Origin of the sequence: Aquisalibacillus elongatus, from assembly GCF_003843875.1 — a bacterium.
Classification (GTDB): Bacteria; Bacillota; Bacilli; order Bacillales; family Alkalibacillaceae; genus Aquisalibacillus; species Aquisalibacillus elongatus.
In genome coordinates this window covers 186,210-203,083 of sequence record NZ_RKRF01000011.1, presented here as the reverse complement: position 1 = coordinate 203,083, position 16,874 = coordinate 186,210, and the positions used below count along the sequence as shown (strand labels likewise).

General features: G+C 38.7%; 17 protein-coding genes and 2 tRNA genes. 2 read left to right on the top strand and 17 right to left on the bottom strand.

The window, feature by feature from the left end; translation table 11 throughout:
* Nucleotides 1-503: 503 nt before the first annotated feature.
* The 12 genes from lysS to spoIIE form a co-directional block, all read right to left on the bottom strand.
* Entirely contained in the window at nucleotides 504-1,964 is a 1,461-nt protein-coding gene (gene lysS, locus EDC24_RS12185; protein ID WP_211342375.1) for a lysine--tRNA ligase, read from the bottom strand.
* Nucleotides 1,965-2,026: 62 nt separating this feature from the next.
* The gene (folK, locus tag EDC24_RS12180; protein WP_342769369.1) at nucleotides 2,027-2,521 is read right to left on the bottom strand and encodes a 2-amino-4-hydroxy-6-hydroxymethyldihydropteridine diphosphokinase; all 495 of its coding nucleotides are present in this window, start codon (nucleotides 2,519-2,521) and stop codon (nucleotides 2,027-2,029) included.
* Nucleotides 2,511-2,882, bottom strand: a complete 372-nt coding sequence (gene folB / locus EDC24_RS12175; RefSeq protein WP_124222983.1) for a dihydroneopterin aldolase — start codon at nucleotides 2,880-2,882, stop codon at nucleotides 2,511-2,513. The genes folK and folB overlap by 11 nt, the downstream gene beginning before the upstream one ends.
* On the bottom strand, nucleotides 2,869-3,711 hold the full coding sequence (gene folP / locus EDC24_RS12170) for a dihydropteroate synthase (RefSeq protein WP_124222981.1): 843 nt from the start codon (nucleotides 3,709-3,711) through the stop codon (nucleotides 2,869-2,871). The genes folB and folP overlap by 14 nt, the downstream gene beginning before the upstream one ends.
* A gap of 12 nt (nucleotides 3,712-3,723) precedes the next feature.
* Nucleotides 3,724-4,593 carry an Hsp33 family molecular chaperone HslO gene (gene hslO, locus EDC24_RS12165; protein ID WP_124222979.1) on the bottom strand — a complete coding sequence of 290 codons (870 nt, stop codon included), beginning with the start codon at nucleotides 4,591-4,593 and terminating at the stop codon, nucleotides 3,724-3,726.
* A complete protein-coding gene (locus EDC24_RS12160) occupies nucleotides 4,586-5,377 on the bottom strand; it encodes a type III pantothenate kinase (RefSeq protein WP_124222977.1) in 792 nt (263 codons plus the stop codon). Before EDC24_RS12160 ends, hslO begins: the two co-directional genes overlap by 8 nt.
* Before the next feature lie 335 nt (nucleotides 5,378-5,712).
* On the bottom strand, nucleotides 5,713-7,752 hold the full coding sequence (gene ftsH / locus EDC24_RS12155; protein WP_124222975.1) for an ATP-dependent zinc metalloprotease FtsH: 2,040 nt from the start codon (nucleotides 7,750-7,752) through the stop codon (nucleotides 5,713-5,715).
* A 118-nt stretch (nucleotides 7,753-7,870) separates the two neighbouring features.
* Complete coding sequence (hpt, locus tag EDC24_RS12150) at nucleotides 7,871-8,407, bottom strand: hypoxanthine phosphoribosyltransferase (protein WP_124222973.1); 537 nt, start codon at nucleotides 8,405-8,407, stop codon at nucleotides 7,871-7,873.
* 14 nt (nucleotides 8,408-8,421) lie between these two features.
* Nucleotides 8,422-9,771, bottom strand: coding sequence for a tRNA lysidine(34) synthetase TilS (gene tilS, locus EDC24_RS12145; RefSeq protein ID WP_124222971.1), 1,350 nt, complete (start codon nucleotides 9,769-9,771; stop codon nucleotides 8,422-8,424).
* 81 nt (nucleotides 9,772-9,852) lie between these two features.
* The gene (locus tag EDC24_RS12140; protein WP_170158577.1) at nucleotides 9,853-10,761 is read right to left on the bottom strand and encodes a protein kinase domain-containing protein; all 909 of its coding nucleotides are present in this window, start codon (nucleotides 10,759-10,761) and stop codon (nucleotides 9,853-9,855) included.
* The gene (locus tag EDC24_RS12135) at nucleotides 10,724-11,473 is read right to left on the bottom strand and encodes a vWA domain-containing protein (protein ID WP_124222967.1); all 750 of its coding nucleotides are present in this window, start codon (nucleotides 11,471-11,473) and stop codon (nucleotides 10,724-10,726) included. Before EDC24_RS12135 ends, EDC24_RS12140 begins: the two co-directional genes overlap by 38 nt.
* Before the next feature lie 96 nt (nucleotides 11,474-11,569).
* Nucleotides 11,570-14,020, bottom strand: coding sequence for a stage II sporulation protein E (spoIIE, locus tag EDC24_RS12130; protein ID WP_124222965.1), 2,451 nt, complete (start codon nucleotides 14,018-14,020; stop codon nucleotides 11,570-11,572).
* 270 nt (nucleotides 14,021-14,290) lie between these two features.
* Between spoIIE and EDC24_RS12125 the strand changes: the two genes are divergently transcribed.
* Both EDC24_RS12125 and EDC24_RS12120 read left to right on the top strand, forming a co-directional pair.
* Nucleotides 14,291-14,364 (top strand) — tRNA-Met (locus EDC24_RS12125).
* Nucleotides 14,365-14,375: 11 nt separating this feature from the next.
* A tRNA-Glu gene (locus tag EDC24_RS12120) sits at nucleotides 14,376-14,447 on the top strand.
* Nucleotides 14,448-14,814: 367 nt separating this feature from the next.
* Here the strand turns inward: EDC24_RS12120 and EDC24_RS12115 are convergent.
* The 5 genes from EDC24_RS12115 to EDC24_RS12095 form a co-directional block, all read right to left on the bottom strand.
* Nucleotides 14,815-15,195 (bottom strand): S1 domain-containing RNA-binding protein, encoded by a 381-nt coding sequence (locus tag EDC24_RS12115; RefSeq protein WP_124222963.1) that lies wholly within the window; start codon nucleotides 15,193-15,195, stop codon nucleotides 14,815-14,817.
* Nucleotides 15,196-15,267: 72 nt separating this feature from the next.
* Nucleotides 15,268-15,657 (bottom strand): FtsB family cell division protein, encoded by a 390-nt coding sequence (locus tag EDC24_RS12110; protein WP_124222961.1) that lies wholly within the window; start codon nucleotides 15,655-15,657, stop codon nucleotides 15,268-15,270.
* Entirely contained in the window at nucleotides 15,635-16,234 is a 600-nt protein-coding gene (gene yabQ / locus EDC24_RS12105) for a spore cortex biosynthesis protein YabQ (protein WP_124222959.1), read from the bottom strand. The genes EDC24_RS12110 and yabQ overlap by 23 nt, the downstream gene beginning before the upstream one ends.
* Entirely contained in the window at nucleotides 16,231-16,536 is a 306-nt protein-coding gene (yabP, locus tag EDC24_RS12100) for a sporulation protein YabP (protein WP_124222957.1), read from the bottom strand. The genes yabQ and yabP overlap by 4 nt, the downstream gene beginning before the upstream one ends.
* A gap of 63 nt (nucleotides 16,537-16,599) precedes the next feature.
* Nucleotides 16,600-16,872, bottom strand: a complete 273-nt coding sequence (locus EDC24_RS12095; protein ID WP_124222955.1) for an RNA-binding S4 domain-containing protein — start codon at nucleotides 16,870-16,872, stop codon at nucleotides 16,600-16,602.
* Between the last annotated feature and the right edge of the window lie 2 nt (nucleotides 16,873-16,874).

Sequence of the window (16,874 nt, the reverse complement as noted above, 5' to 3'; positions counted from 1 at the left end):
TTGATTGGCTTCATAAATCGTCGTTCATGTTTCGCCCAATCAAATGCGAAACATGTGAATTGACGACAGGCTATTTTGTTTAGTTTTCAAGGTTCGAATGGCGCCGCTCAAAAAGCGACTTATGAATCATAACATCTCGCAAATTAATGCGTCAACAACTTATTTAAATTGTTTTAATGAGATGTGTTGCCGCCTCAAAAAAGCGACTTTATTAATATAACAACTTCTTAACTAAAAGTCAATAACTATTCATAATGAATTTTGAAGTTGTTTATTAATTAATTTTTGGCGCGTTTCGTTAACGCGACGATTAATAATTTATCATGGTTTTACGACTCTGACAATAGTTTTATAACTATTTATTCAAAGTAAGTTTATTCAGAAATTTTAGTTCAATTAAGTCATTGTTAGTCCCCGCTTTTTAGAGGTTATTAACCAATAAAAAACTGCTTGTCACAGCCTTTCCATAGGTTGCAACAAGCAGTTTTCATTATGCATATCTTTTAGCTTCGGTTTCGCATTTGAGGGAATAGTAATACATCCCTGATAGATGCTGAATTTGTTAGAAGCATAACTAATCGGTCAATACCAATACCTAAACCACCTGTTGGAGGTAGGCCATATTCTAATGCTTCCAAGAAGTCTTCATCCATATAATGCGCTTCATCATTACCTGCTTCGCGTTCTTTTACTTGAGCTTCAAAACGTTCACGTTGATCAATTGGGTCGTTTAACTCTGAGAATGCATTTGCATGTTCTCTACCTACGATAAATAACTCAAAACGATCCGTGAAACGAGGGTCGTCTTCATTTTTCTTCGCTAATGGTGAAATGGCAACAGGATGTCCATAAATAAATGTTGGTTGTATTAATGTATCTTCTACTTTCTGTTCAAAGAACTCATTTACAATATGACCAAACGTCATACTACTTTCAACATCTATTCCATGATCCTTTGCTAGTTGATGTGCTTCTTCATCAGTCATCTCTTGCCAGAAATCGACGCCTGTTACTTCCTTAATAGCATCAACCATATGCCACCTTGTCCATTCTGGCGAAAGGTCCACTTTTTCCTCGCCATATTGAACTTTAGTTGTTCCAAGTACTTCCTTAGCAATATGAGCAACTAAATTCTCAGTTAAATCCATAATATCATGATAATCAGCATAAGCTTCATATAACTCAATCATCGTAAACTCAGGGTTGTGTCTCGTTGATACCCCTTCGTTACGGAAGACTCGTCCAATTTCATAGACTTTCTCTAGTCCACCAACAATGAGACGTTTTAAGTGTAGTTCAATCGCAATACGCATATATAAAGGAATGTCGAGTGCATTGTGATGCGTGACAAACGGACGGGCCGAGGCACCACCTGGGATCGCGTGCATCATAGGTGTTTCAACCTCTAAGAAACCTTGGTCATCTAAGTAACGACGCATAGACTGAATAATCTTACTACGTAAAATAAACGTCTCGCGACTTTCTAAGTTTGTAATTAAATCTAGATAACGCTGACGGTAACGTTGCTCAACATCCTTTAAACCATGGAACTTCTCTGGTAGTGGACGAAGGGATTTTGTTAAGAAGAAAAACTCATCCGCCTTAACAGATAGCTCGCCTACTTTCGTTTTAAACATAACCCCTTTAACGCCGACGATATCTCCAAGGTCTGCCTGCTTAAAGACTTCATAAGATTCCTCACCGACACGGTCTTTACGAACATAAATTTGAATTTGCCCATCAACATCCTGCACGTGCGCAAATCCAGCTTTACCTTTTCCACGCTTTGTCATAATACGTCCAGCGATCGTAACTGGAATCTCTTTTTCTTCTAATTCTTCTTTTGAATACTGGTCATACTCTTCTTTTAACTGGTTTGATAAATGGGTTCGGTCAAACTTATCTCCAAATACATTTACTCCAGCATCTTGTAACGCTCGTAACTTTTCTATACGAGTCTGCATTTGGTCGTTTATTTCTTCTGACACGTATCTCACCTCAATCTTTTATTCAATTATAAATTCATTCATATCCTTCTTAATAAGCGAACGTCTTCAATGTCTTCATCAGGCAGCTGCTTTAACCAATGTTCAATTGTCTGGCCTTTCAATTCAACACGAGAGTTTAATTCATTAAGGGGGACTAAAACAAAAGCTCGTTCATGCATTCTTGGGTGTGGAACTATTAAGGTTGCTTCGTCTATCACCTTATTATCAAACAATAATATATCTAAGTCAATGGACCTCGGGCCAAAACGGATCGTTCGTTTCCTGCCAAGGTTTTGTTCGACCTTTTGACAATACGTCAATAGATCAAAAGGCATTAAAGTTGTTTGAACTTCAATGACCATATTTAGAAAATCAGCTTGGTCAGTATAACCGACTGGAGCCGTTTCATATATAGATGACTTTTGAATGACAGCAATGTTCGATGATTCATCCAAATGATGAATCGCTTGTTCTAAATGATCTAATCGAGGTTCAATATTTGTTCCCAGTGCAATAAATGCCTTAGACATCATCTTGTCGCTCCCGATAAATCTCAACCCCGACTGATTCATAATAACCCGGGATGGGTGGTCCTGGTTTATCTATATAAATACTAACAGCTTGAAGCATACCAAATTGTTCAAATAATGCTTTTGAAATGTCTTCTGCCACTGTCTCAATTAAATTCTTAGCTTCTCCTTCAACGACACGTTGGGTGACTTGATATACTTGGCCATAGTCCATACTGTCTTGAATATCATCAGACTGACCGGCTTTTTTAAGGTCGGTAAACAATTCGATATCCACTGTAAAACGTTGACCAAGCTTATTCTCTTCCGGGAACACACCATGGTAACCGTAGAACATCATACCGTTTAATTTAATTTGATCCATGCATTAAGACTCCTTTTCCCATCATAGAATCCATCATTTTAACGGATCGGCTAATCTCTTTTACATCATGAACACGAACAATTTCAACACCTTGCTGAATGCCATAACAAACTGTTGCTACGGTTCCTTCTAATCTCTCGTCAACTGGTAACTCAAGTGTTTTTCCAATCATGGATTTTCTTGAGGTCCCAAGTAATAGAGGGTAACCTAATGTTTTTAATTCGTGTAAACGTCGCATCGTTAGTAAGTTCTGTTGTAACGTTTTGCCAAAGCCAACACCAGGGTCTAAAATGATATGCTCGTCCGGTACTCCGGCGCGTTTGGCAACCTCAATACTTTCCGCCAGACTTTTCTTCATATCTTCGATTATATCGTCGTATTTAGTATGTGTTTGGTTATGCATTAAAATAATAGGGACTTGATGTTCACTTGCCACATGAGCAATATCAGGGTCTTCCTTAGCACCCCAGACATCATTAATCATTGACGCTCCAGCTTTAACAGCTTCGTCAGCTGTCTTAGATTTATACGTATCAACGGAAATAGGTGCCTTAACTTGGTCTTTAATTTCCCTAATGATAGGAACGACTCTTTTGACCTCTTCATCAACACTTACAGGGTCATGTCCTGGACGAGTAGACTCGCCACCTATATCGATAATTTTTGCTCCATGTAAAACCATTTGCTGCGCATGTTCAACTGCTTTTGAACCGTCAACAAAATGACCACCATCAGAGAATGAGTCCGGTGTGACATTTAAAATCCCCATAACGATTGTTTCTTGTTCAAAATTTAGTTCAATGTTTTCGTTGATTTTTAATTGACGCATCAAACCCCTACCTTATTGCTTTAGTTGTTCTAATTCATCAACATTGAAGTGGTATACTTCATAACAGAATTGACACGTTGCTTCAGCTCCACCATCTTCTTGAATCATTTGATTAATCTCATCGTTACCTAAACTCATAATCGCATTTTCTAGGCGTTCTTTCGAGCACTGACATTTAAACCGTACGTCTGTGCTTGATAATTGTTTCCAACCTTCTTCATGAAAAATTTCATCTAAAATATCTTCTGGTGTATAGCCTTCATCAATTAAAGTTGAGATTGGTCGAATTTCTGATATACGTTTTTCAACTTTCTTAATCGTTAATTCATCAGCTTCCGGCATCATTTGAATAATAAAGCCGCCAGATGCTTTAATCGTTAGATCTGGATTAACTAACACACCAGCCCCAACAGCTGATGGGATTTGTTCAGAAGAAACAAAATAATAAGTGAAATCTTCGCTGACTTCTCCAGATACAATTGGAACTTGACCTGTAAAATGGTTTTTCAGCCCTAGATCTTTTACAACACTAAGCGTTCCATTCGTTCCTACTGCGCGAGCAACATCTAACTTACCTTGTTCATTTAAATCAAAATTCACATGAGGATTTTTAACGTAACCACGCACATCGCCGTGAGCATTACTATCTGCGATAATATAACCAATTGGTCCATCGGCTTCGATTTTGGTCGTTAGTTTATCCTCACCTTTTAGCATTGACCCCATCATCGCTGAGATCGTCATCGTACGGCCTAAAGCAGCAGATGCCGCTGGCCATGTATCTTGTCTACGGGTAGCTTCTCCAACTGAATCAGTTGAGCGAATCGCAAACGCTCTCACCTGACCGTCGAAAGCTGTTCCTCTAATTAGATAATCACTCATGTTGTCCACCCTTTTCTTTCTTATTAATACAATATATTTCGTACAACCCTTTAAGTGTAAGCGCGGAATCGACATAGTCGACCGTTTGGGATCCTTTGGCAATTAACTTAGCTAAACCACCTGTTGCTACTACTGTTGGCGTCACATTTGCTCGTTCTTTTATACGATTAACCACTTCATCTACTTGTCCGACATATCCAAAATAAATCCCGGATTGCATCGCTTCAACCGTTGAGCTTCCTACAACATCATCTGGACGTTTAATCTCGACACGAGGTAATTTAGCTGCTTTTGAATAAAGGGCTTCTGTAGAAATGGAGATTCCCGGTGCAATAACCCCACCTTCATAAGCTTCCTGTTCATTTACATAACAGAATGTCGTTGCTGTACCGAAGTCGATAATAACTAAAGGAGCGCCATATTCTTTAATAGCTCCTACTGCGTTCACAACTCGGTCTGCCCCGATTTCATTTGGGTTAGGGTAATCCATTTTCAAGCTTGTTTCTACGTTGTTGGCCCCAACAATAAGAGGGTCGATATGGAAGTAATTTTCACTCATTTTTTGTAATGAAAACATCATAGGTGGGACGACGGATGAAATGATGACACCGTCAAAGTCCTCAAACGAAAGCCCATTATGTTGAAGTAATGCCTTTACTTTCATCGCATATTCGTCTTCTGTTTTATGGCGATTGGTTGCTACTCGCCATTGATAAATTAGTTTACCTTGATCAAAGACACCTAATACAGTATTTGTATTCCCGACATCTAAAACAAAAACCATAACTACAGCCCTTTTCTATATAAATTTGACTCTGTAAGAAACCGTTGTTGTTATTGTGATTCGCTTCCGGTGGACGCTTTCCGCGGGCACGGCCTCAACTTCCCAAAGCTCACTGTCGTTTCGCTTTGCGTGATTTTCGGCTCGCGCTATTCCCGCTGGAGTCGCCACCTTCGCTCATCACAATACAACAACTCCCCCTTCATTTAACAGAGCTATAATTTTAAATATTAACAATTAACCACGTAAATCATAACATAAAACGCCAAATATGTGGGTTAGAATGTTTTTGCTTAACAAAACCCCCTGCCACATACGGACAGGGGGTTAATTGAACATTATTCTTTTCGGTCGTTATCTTCATTTTCAGAAGTGCTGTTGCCTTCCTCTTTCTTCTGAATATTAACTTTGACGTCTTGTTCATCTTGCTCTTGGCTGTCATCTTGCTCATCTGCTTGTTCGCTCGACTCTGACTCTTCCTCTTCTGTAGATGCAGGAGTATCAGTCGTTGCGGACTGTTCACTCTTGTCATCTTCTTTTTTAGGTTTGTCAGGAAGTACTCCGTCATAGAATAAACCGTTAATTTCAGCTTTATCTAATGTTTCAACTTCTAGTAGTGTCTTAGCGATTAGCTCTAACTGTGGTTTGTGCTCAGTTAGAATTTCCTTAGCACGCTCATAGCAAGACTTAATAATCGCTTGAACTTCTTGGTCAATTACATATGCAATTTGATCACTGTAATTCGGATCGTTTTGAATATCTCGACCTAAGAAGACTTGACCTCCAGTGCTACCAAATTGAAGTGGTCCAAGCTTCTCACTCATACCAAATTCGGTTACCATTTTACGCGCAATGCTTGTAGCACGTTGGAAGTCATTATGAGCACCTGTACTCACTTCACCGAAGATGACTTCTTCGGCTACACGACCACCAAGTAAGCCAGTGATCTTATCCAACAATTCTGGCTTCGTCTGGAAGTAACGGTCCTCTTTCGGAAGCATAACAGCATAACCGCCTGCTTGACCACGAGGGACAATCGTTACTTTGTGAACGATATCTGCATCATCCAGTACCACACCAATGACTGTGTGACCACTTTCGTGATACGCCACGATGTTTTTCTCTTTTTCAGAAATAACTTTACTCTTCTTAGCAGGACCTGCGATGACACGATCAATCGCTTCATCCACATGTTCCATGCCAATCTTATTTACATCATCACGAGCAGCAACTAGTGCAGCTTCGTTTAATAAGTTTTCTAAGTCAGCACCTGAGAAACCAGGTGTACGCATAGCAATTGTCTTTAAGTCAACCGTATCATCAAGAGGTTTGTTCTTCGCGTGAACGCCTAATACCTCTTCACGACCTTTGACATCTGGTGCGTTAACCGTAATTTGACGGTCAAAGCGTCCTGGACGTAGTAACGCAGGGTCTAAGATATCCGGGCGGTTTGTAGCTGCAATCATAATGATTCCTTCGTTGACACCAAAACCGTCCATTTCAACTAGTAGTTGGTTAAGCGTTTGTTCACGTTCATCGTGACCGCCACCAACACCAGCGCCACGTTGACGTCCAACAGCGTCAATCTCATCTATAAACACAATACATGGTGCGTTTTTCTTCGCATTTTCGAATAAGTCACGTACACGTGATGCACCAACACCAACAAACATCTCAACGAAGTCAGAACCACTGATGGAGAAGAATGGTACTCCAGCTTCACCAGCAACTGCTTTCGCTAATAATGTTTTACCTGTACCAGGAGGGCCTACTAATAGAATCCCTTTAGGAATTCGTGCGCCTAATTCAGAGAATCTACGCGGATCTTTTAAGAAGTCGACAACCTCGACTAGCTCTTGCTTCTCTTCATCAGCTCCGGCAACATCTGGGAACTTCGTTTTCTTCTTATCTTCTGTGTACATCTTCGCCTTACTCTTACCAAAGTTCATCATACGGCCACCGCCGCCTTGCATTTGGCCAAGTAAGAAGAAGAATAAAATGAACAGAATAATAAACGGAATTAACGTTGTAAAGAAACGGGCCCAAGCACTAGGCTCTTCAGCTTTTTCTGTTGTAAACTCATTAACTTGCTCCTCAGCTGTATTAACGATTTCCGTTACAATTTGATCGTTTGCAGGGAATTCAGCACGGAAACTTGTTGATCCTGAATCGCCGACCATTTCCCCTCGAGCTTCATAAGCTTGATTTGTATATTGAATGGTCAATTCCTCAATCTGACCACTAGATAATGCTTCTCTAAATTCTTGGTAATTGAGATCTTCGGTATCTGGATTTGGGTTGTTTAACATACCGATAATCGCAATTAAAACTAAGAATATAATAAAGAAAAAGAATGTATTTCGAAACACTCGGTTCATTACGTACCTCCTCCTAAGCGACAAAACTAAACTAATACTACCACAATAAATTTGAAGGGCTCAACCTATACGTATTGAACATTTACTGACAATTCGTACAAGCAAACCTTAGTTCAACTTATGAATAAATTTCTGGTTTTAATACCCCGATGTAAGGAAGGTTACGATATTTCTCTTGATAATCTAACCCATACCCAACAACGAATGCATCTGGAACTTCAAATCCCACTAAATCAGCTTTAATATCTGATTGTCTTCCAGACGGCTTGTCCAGTAATGTCACAATCGTAATTGAATTCGCTTGGCGATATTTAAATAAATCCACTAAGTAACTTAATGTTAATCCGCTATCAATAATATCTTCAATTATTAATATGTCGCGACCTTTCACTTTTGTATTTAAATCTTTGATAATCTTTACTTCGCCAGTCGATCGCATTCCACCTTCATAGCTGGACACATCCATAAAATCCATTTCTATATGAGTGTCAATTCGTTTTAATAAATCACTCATAAAAGGCATGGCCCCTTTTAGCACGCCAACTGCTAATGGAAATTCACCGTCAAATTGCTCAGTTATGACAGAAGCTAATTCCTTTGTCTTTTTCTGAATTTCTTCTTCAGATATTAAAACTTCTTTAATCTCATCATGCATGGAGATCCTCCTAATCATTGATCGAAAGTTATTTGAATGATTTCTTGACCGCTATCTTTTGAGACATGACTTTTACAAATATAAGGTATCCACAAAATTTCACCCGTTTGATCAGTCACAACAGGCCATTCATCCCTTAAATGTTTCGGGATTTTATGGTCGATAAAAATATCTTTCACCTTTTTATGACCGTTCATTCCCTTAGGTTTAATCCGGTCACCATTTTGTCTTGTTCTAACGATAAGTGGAAATGATATGTGATGAGTATCACAAAAAAAGCGAGCATCATCCTCTAGTTGAGTGACGTTTGCTTTAGAGGCTTGAATCGACCACCCATTCGGAAGGTCAATTTTTTCACCTAAGTGTAAGTATTTATAGTAAGTCCTTGGTTCCTTATGTCCACGAATAACATAACAATCATCATATGCTTTAAGGAATGTCAATCCATTGGGCATTTCATACTTACTATTTGGTATTTGTGAGTTCATCCACTCCAAAAACGCATCAAAATAATCTTTTTGGAGCGTGTGGTTTTCATAAAGATAGTTTAATATTAGATGAAAGACCCGCCTTTGTAAAGGTGTATCAAGTGCAATAAACTCACTTATTGAAAAAACGGCTGAACCTCGCTCCAACTGAATTAAATTACTAAAGGCTTGCTCCGCTTTCTGATCTAAAAAGTCGGACTCTTCATCAAAAAGAGATTGTAATTTTACAAGACTCTCATTAAGCCGAGGGTTCTCTTCCTTTAGTAATGGAATTAAATATTTCCGTACTCGATTACGCGTATACGTATCTTCCTCATTTGAAGGGTCAATTTTTGGTATCACATGATGCTTATCTAAGTAATGTTTTATATCTTCTTTTGTCAGACATAAAAACGGACGAATTAGCTCACAATTTTTGAATGCACGTTTATTCGGAATTCCCTTAGGTCGAACGCCTTTTAAAAATTGCATAACCATCGTCTCGACGACATCATCTTGGTGATGTGCTAAAACTAGTTTAGCATGGTCTTGAAGCTGCTGTTCAAAAAACTGATACCTTAATTCCCTAGCCGCGACTTGTGTGCCTACTTGATGTTCCTTTTTATATCTTTCAACATCAACTTGTCCTATCCGACAAGGAATTCCCCATTGTTCAGACAGCTGTTTAACATATAAAGCATCCTGAGACGATGCCTCACCCCGTAGTTGATGGTCTACGGTTACTGTATATAATGTTAAATTCCACGAAGATTGAATCGATGCAAAGAAATGCAGCATCGATAGTGAGTCTGGTCCACCTGAGACAGCTAGATATAACGTATCACCCGGCTGAAACAGCTGATACTCTTCATTATATTCCAAAATTTTTTGTTTCATTTTGGTACACCATCTTCACAGAATTCTATTCTTTAATCGTACCACTTTATAAAAATGAAGTTCAATCAAATCACACCTGTTTTACCAAATAAAATAATATAACAATGCGAAATGGATCGTTACAATCGTTCCAACGCCCATTAATTCCATTTTAAAATTCGACTTGCTTGTTTTGGTCTGACTCACTTTAAGTTGCTTTTGATTGACTTGTTCAATGGCATGTTTCATCTCAACAGCTGTATCGAACTCTCCGTGTAAAGCATGACGTATGACAGCATGTAATGGTTTCAAGCTCGTTGCGGATTGTATGACTTTTTCAATATCTTTGGATTTCATTTGTTGAATTTTAATATGCGGATCCATGCTCAATAAACAAACCGCATAAGCAAATAAATCATAGCTCGGTTCAGCTCGTCTATCTCCTAACTTCCAATAACCTCGATCGTACCAGGTCGTATACTCTCTAATCGAGCGACCGAATGGCGTTACGCCCCCAACATCAACTAGCCTTACTTGCTTCGATTTCCGATCAACCAATATATTTTCCGGTTTTAAATCACCAAATATATGTCCTAAGTTATGTAACTGGTGTAATTGACTTAACAATTGTTGACTGGCAGGAAACAACCATTGAAGCCCTTCTTGTTTAACCCACGTATTTAGCGGAACTCCATCTATATACTCCATGACATAAAATGCATATACGGTCTGATGACCTAAGACAACATCATCTACATCCAATAAAAGAGGTCCAAGCGACTGCCCTTGGACCTTCTTTAGCATCTTAAGTGCGTTTACTTCTGCAGAAACGACGCTTGAGTCCTGACTAATTTTAAGCGCTACGTATTGTTGGCTTAACAACGCTAAATAAATGGACCCTCTAGCTCCTTCGCCAATTAACCGAACAATCGTATAGGTTCGTTTGTTCCATTTCCCTCTAATTTTTTGATATTTATTGAGACGTACCGTAGGATGAATCGATGATGTCATCCGAGTCGTCCCTCCATTCAGCTGAATTCGGGACATTTTGGAACGAACGAACGACTTGTTTTAACGCAGCTCCCGTCGGTGTAATCCCACCTGCTGCTAATTTCGGGAAAACTTTCGCAACTTTAGCTCCGTCATTAGTCCACGGCAAAAGTTCTTTGACGACTTGGTTTTTCGCAGGAAATTGGAAAATCGAATAATAGTGATTCCCTGTTCGTGCCTGTAGACTTAAAATAAAGTCATCGATTGCATCTTTAACGGCTTCCATTTTGTTTTGCATACTCGCACTTGTGTCCACCAAAATCAAAACCTGTAAATCGACGGTCTCACCTAGGTCTTCTACAACACGTTGCACTTCTCCACGCTCTTCAGGCGGCAAATCAGTTTCATCTGTTTCCTTACCGAAGATTTCTTTTAATTCTTTTGAGACAAAACCTTGAATCGTCTGTGTCATAGCTTGCCTTGTGACGGTTTGAACCGTTTCTGACAATACATCTGCATACACAATTCGGCTAATACCGCCTCCAGATTGGGCTATTTCATTGACTTCAGATAACCCTGTTGGCTCTTCACTCTTGTCATCATCCAAAACCCCGATTACATTCACAGCTACCCCTTTATCCGCAATCATCGTACTGACTTGCACAGGGTCTTCTCCTTGATTCGAACAACCATCTGTAATTAATAAAATTTGTCTTATAGTGCCTGTATTCATAACGGACGCCTCCTTTTAGCTTTTTATCCATTGTTGACCATATTGAGGCGTCATATACTATGTTAATAGACTTAGCCCATTTGTATCCGTTACCATTTATACAGAATACGAATAAGCAAAAGAAGCCCACTTTGGTTTGCTTTTTTCAACACGGGTTACGAGCACTGTCATATCGTCTAGTATTCGTCCATCATTACTACGGATTACTTCTTCTAAAATGAGGTCCGCCATTTCCTGAGGATCACTCGTTTCAATCTCTTTTAACTTTCGCTTTAACCAAATTTCACGATTTTCTTCATGACGTGTTGTTTCCAACATACCATCACTAAACATCACGAGTATATCACCGTCTTTTAATGATTCATTAACGGGATCGATATCAAAATCATCTAAAATACCAATTGGAACATTACTACCTTCTACTGGATACACACTTCCCGCTCGAATAATATAACTAATCGATGCTCCAATCTTTAAAAAGTTCGCGCGCGGTTCTTGTAGGTCAATAATAGCCAAATCAAGTGTCGCGTAGATTTCATCAGACGTTCTTAAAGATAAGATGGAGTTAATCGATTGAATCGCGACTCGTTCATTAATACCAGATTGCAAAATTTGATTAAGTAATTTAAGTGTCTCAGAGCTTTCTAAGTAAGCCCGCTCTCCATTTCCCATTCCGTCACTAATCGCAACGGCATAACGGCTTTTACCCAACTCTAGCATTAAGTAACTATCACCTGATAGAAAACTACCATTTTTCGCTGCATGGGCAACGCCTGTCTCTAATTGATAACGCTTAATGGACGTAAAATTAAACGTGCGATAACCACTTCTTTGATCAGACGGATCTTCTGAGTCAATGACAATCGACTCATCAAATAGTTCAGATAACATGGGTGCAATTAGTTTTTCACCCTCACCATGATACTCATTAAAATGTAATGTCATCTCAAGATCTATATTGCCATTTTCAATTGAATAAAGTTCTAAACGGTCAAGCGTAAGGTTCAACTCTTGAATCATACGCTTTATTTCCTCTTCATGCCAGTCATGTTCTTGACGTTCTTTTAGAATTTCTTTTGCGAAATTGTTCATCACTTCTGATACGCCACTTAATTGCTCTGAAACAAACTTACGACTCTCTTTAACCTGTTGCTTTAACCGCTTATTCGCTTGGTAAAAAGATAACTCATACCGCATTTGATCAACCATTTGATCCTGTTTAATACAAAAGTTTTTCAACTTGCCGACATTAAGGTTTAACTGTGATAGGTCATGGTCTTCAATCGATTGTATCGTATCTTGAAGCACCGTATAAGTTCGATCGAAATTATTCACCCAGCAATTATGCTTTTTCAAACAAGTCTGACACGTTTTTTCAGTGACTCGACTTAAGTACTCATCCATCTCACTCGTTGATTCATGACTTTTTGCCTCTGCATCATAATATGCAAAGCTATGAGATAATGCCTGGAACATCTCAGAAAATCTCTCTACTCTTTCAGCAGTCGCATTCCTGACTTTCTTTACGTATTGTTCTTGAGCTTCTTTTTCTTCCTCGGTTCCTGGAACAAATGCAGCAATACGCTTAATTAACTTTTTAGGTGTCAAAACAAAAAGGACTGCTGCAGCTAATGCTTCAAGTAATAATGACTGCACTTGAATGACTTCAGATTGATACAACCCAATTAAAATAGAGGCTAAAAACATCCCCATTACAACACCGTATTTATTAGTAGCTTTTAACAAACCGCCCAGTAATCCGGCTAGTGCGAGCAAGCTGACTTGATATAAATGAAACGTACTGACCAAGCTCAGCATTAAACCGACGATGACACCAATGGCTGAACCGACCGTAGCACCTGCAATTAGTGCACTTAATAAGACAAAATACTTCGAACCTACTTGTTCAAACCCAACTCCGGCTGTCTCTAACCCGACCAAGCCAGTTAATACCGCCGTTACTAGAATCACTAGACAAATGATCTCTTCTACCTTCACCTTCAATGCCGGCCGGTTATTAGATAAATAAGGGAATGTCTGAAGAAAAATCATAATTAGAAAACCACTAAGAACAGCTTCCGTTACAAGAATGGCTATATCGTAAGCCACGATCTGACCTTCAAAAAAATAAAATGTTCCTCTTCCCACCATTGAACTGAATAACGCTGCGGCGACCATCATACCAGAAATCTTAGCCTTCTTTGATAAAAAAAGTTTATAAATAAACATGAGAATGATGCCAGAAGATAATATATAAATAAACTGGGTCATATGAACAGATAATGCGCCCATAGACAAAAAAAGAAACACCGCAAAAGCCGATTGTTTCCTGGTTATGATTGTCGCTGCTAAAAATGCTATGGCAAAAGGTGAAAGAGAGGATAAAATAATGGCCCGTCCAAGGAAAAAGCCAATAATATAAAGTAGCCAACCTTGATCAAATAATTTACGGACCATGACTTTCTTGATGGATTGATTCATTTGTTGCAACCTATTAAATTTTAATTGTTCAGTAGTCAATGTGCTAACTTTTGATAACATGTCCATCCTAACGACCACTCCTTTAACATTGATTCAAACACATTCTCTATTAAATTTTTTGTCAAAATAGAGTGGTATAATCAAAAAAGTTTTCGACGTTAAATTCTATTATTTTTTCCTTTTTCTACAAGTTCACATAATTTATCTGGTGAATGATGGCCTTTTGATATCATCAAATGTAATTTCTTAAAAAGTTACTTAAAAAATTGTTGACAGAGGAAATATCGTGTTGTACTATAAATTTTGTGCTTAGAAAACAGAGCATCTAACAACATTGGCGGTGTAGCTCAGCTGGCGAGAGCGTACGGTTCATACCCGTGAGGTCGGGGGTTCGATCCCCTCCGCCGCCACTCTTTATAATGGCCCGTTGGTCAAGCGGTTAAGACACCGCCCTTTCACGGCGGTAACACGGGTTCGAGTCCCGTACGGGTCACTACCGAAATCGATCTTCTTAAATAGAAGATCGATTTTTTTATCTTTAAACACTTGTAGAGTTGTTGATTGGTGATGAGCGAAGGTGGCGACTCCTTGGGGAGTAGCGCGAAGTGAAAATCACGCAAAGCGAAACGAAAGTGAGCTTTGGGAAGTTGAGCTCGCGCCCCCAGGAAAGCGTCCGCCGAAAGCGAATCACCATTCAACAACTCCGTCAACACTTTTAAAAAGCCCGCAGAAACAGGGTTCTGCGGGGCAAAAATTTATACTATCTAATCTAATAAAAAAGCTACCTACTTAAACATAGGTAGCTCGTAATTCCCTTATATGATTTCATTGACTCACAAATCTTTCTTTTCGACAGCAAGTTATCCTCTTTTAGCACCTCGACCTCCACGACGGGATTCCGTATGCTTCTTCAATGAAGCTAGCTTATCTTCGCTATCTTTTAGAAACTTATTCATTTTGGATTCGAAGCTCTCACTACGCTTCTTCTGGTTTTGCTTCTCATGATTTTCATTAGCTTTCTTAATCGATAAGCCAATTTTCCCGTCATCTTCAACGTTTAACACCTTAACTTCTACCTCGTCACCAACAGTTAGGTGCTCATTAATGTCTTTCACAAATTTATTAGCGACTTCGCTAATATGCACCAAACCTGTGGAGCCCTCTGGTAATTCCACAAATGCTCCAAAGTTTGTTATGCGGGTAACTTTACCGCGCAACTTGCTGCCTACTTCAACTGACATAAAAGAAATGCTCCTCCTTAAAATTTTAAAAGATATATTCTTATATATTATATATAAGTAGAGAAATAAGTGTCAATAAGAAGGGTCCTCATCTGGAAGTTTAAAGATAATTTCTCCATCTTTTGAGAAAAAATAGTCTTTTCGAGCGATTTGTAGAATGTACTCAACATCACTCAACAATTCTACTTCTCTCTGTAAGTCTTGGTTCTCTTCTTTATACTCCTCTAATGTCGCAACCCTCTCGTGATATTCCTCTTGCTTTTCCTCCATTTGAGCTCTCTGATTAATGTGATTTACTAATAAAAATCCCATAACCAGCGAAAAGAGCACACCAAAAGCGATCAAACGGCGAAACAGTCGTTTTTTCTCCTTAGACTTTGTTGCCAACTGTTGTTCTTTTTCTTGAACGTATTGAGATTCAATTTTAGTCACATTACGTTTACTTCGAGTTGGCCTCGCCATTTTTTCGCCTCCTTACTCTTAAAAGGGTATAAATCCCCTTTTTAGCTTTGGTTACTATTTTACTACAATCAGCCAGCCATTTCAGTAGGTAATTTTGTATAAATTGTGGTATTAATGGTTCTAAGAGAAACCAAATGACACGAAAGATGATACTTACCATCTTCCACACAAAGTTTAAAATTCCTACTAAAATGGTGACTAATATTTGTATAACCCAGAATAAGGGGCGTAAAACTAAATTATATATTAACCGCTTAATTAATTGGTAAACACGGTTTAATACTCGTATTAAACGTTCTAATACTGCAAGAAAAATCGTTTGAAAAAGTGCAAAATAAGCTGAAATACCTAGTAAAACAGCCAAGAATAAATAAAATCTAATGATACCGCCATTTGTTAGGAAGAGCAAATAAAACACGAGACAGCCTTGTGTTAAGAAAAACAACGTATCGACGATCACACGACTCGAATAGGAGTCAGGGCGTAGCAACAGCTTGTACGTATCATACAAAGCTGATACTACGACACCTGAGGCCACCATGGTTATTAACGTCAAAAACTGTGTGTCTAGGTTCATTTAAATAACTTGTTTAAGAAGCCTTTACCTTTATTCCCTTGGTGATCATCGATGTAGCTAAAGGCTTCAATTTTCCCTTGAATCGTTAACAGACCTTCTTCAACGTTTAAATTTTTCATATGCAAGTTTTCACCACGTACAACTAAGTAACCTAATGTTGTCTGTAGTAAAAATTCTTCTGTATCAAAGCTGTCTACATCTTTGACTCCTCTTAACTCCAAACGTCTGCGATTAATTAATTTAAGTTCATGATCCTTTTCATTTTGACGCTCTTGATTCATTAAATTAGATTCATACTGCATGTCCGATCCCTCCTATCACTATACCTATGATAAGAAGGACGAGTTTAGCACTATTTTTAAGAATTAATCCGCTTGTGACTGCTCTACTTTTTCCTCATTTACAACGGTGTATAACGAACTTGCATCGCCTTTTCTAACTTGTTCTGTTACACGATCAATTCGAATGGTTAGCAACGTATGACCAAAACGAATGCGTAACTCATCTCCGACCTCAAGCTCTGTTGATGCTTTTGCAGGACGGCCGTTTAACTCAATTCTTCCTTGGCTTGCCACTTCCTTTGCTACGGTTCGTCGTTTAATTAAACGCGAAAGTTTTAAAAACTTATCAACTCTCATGT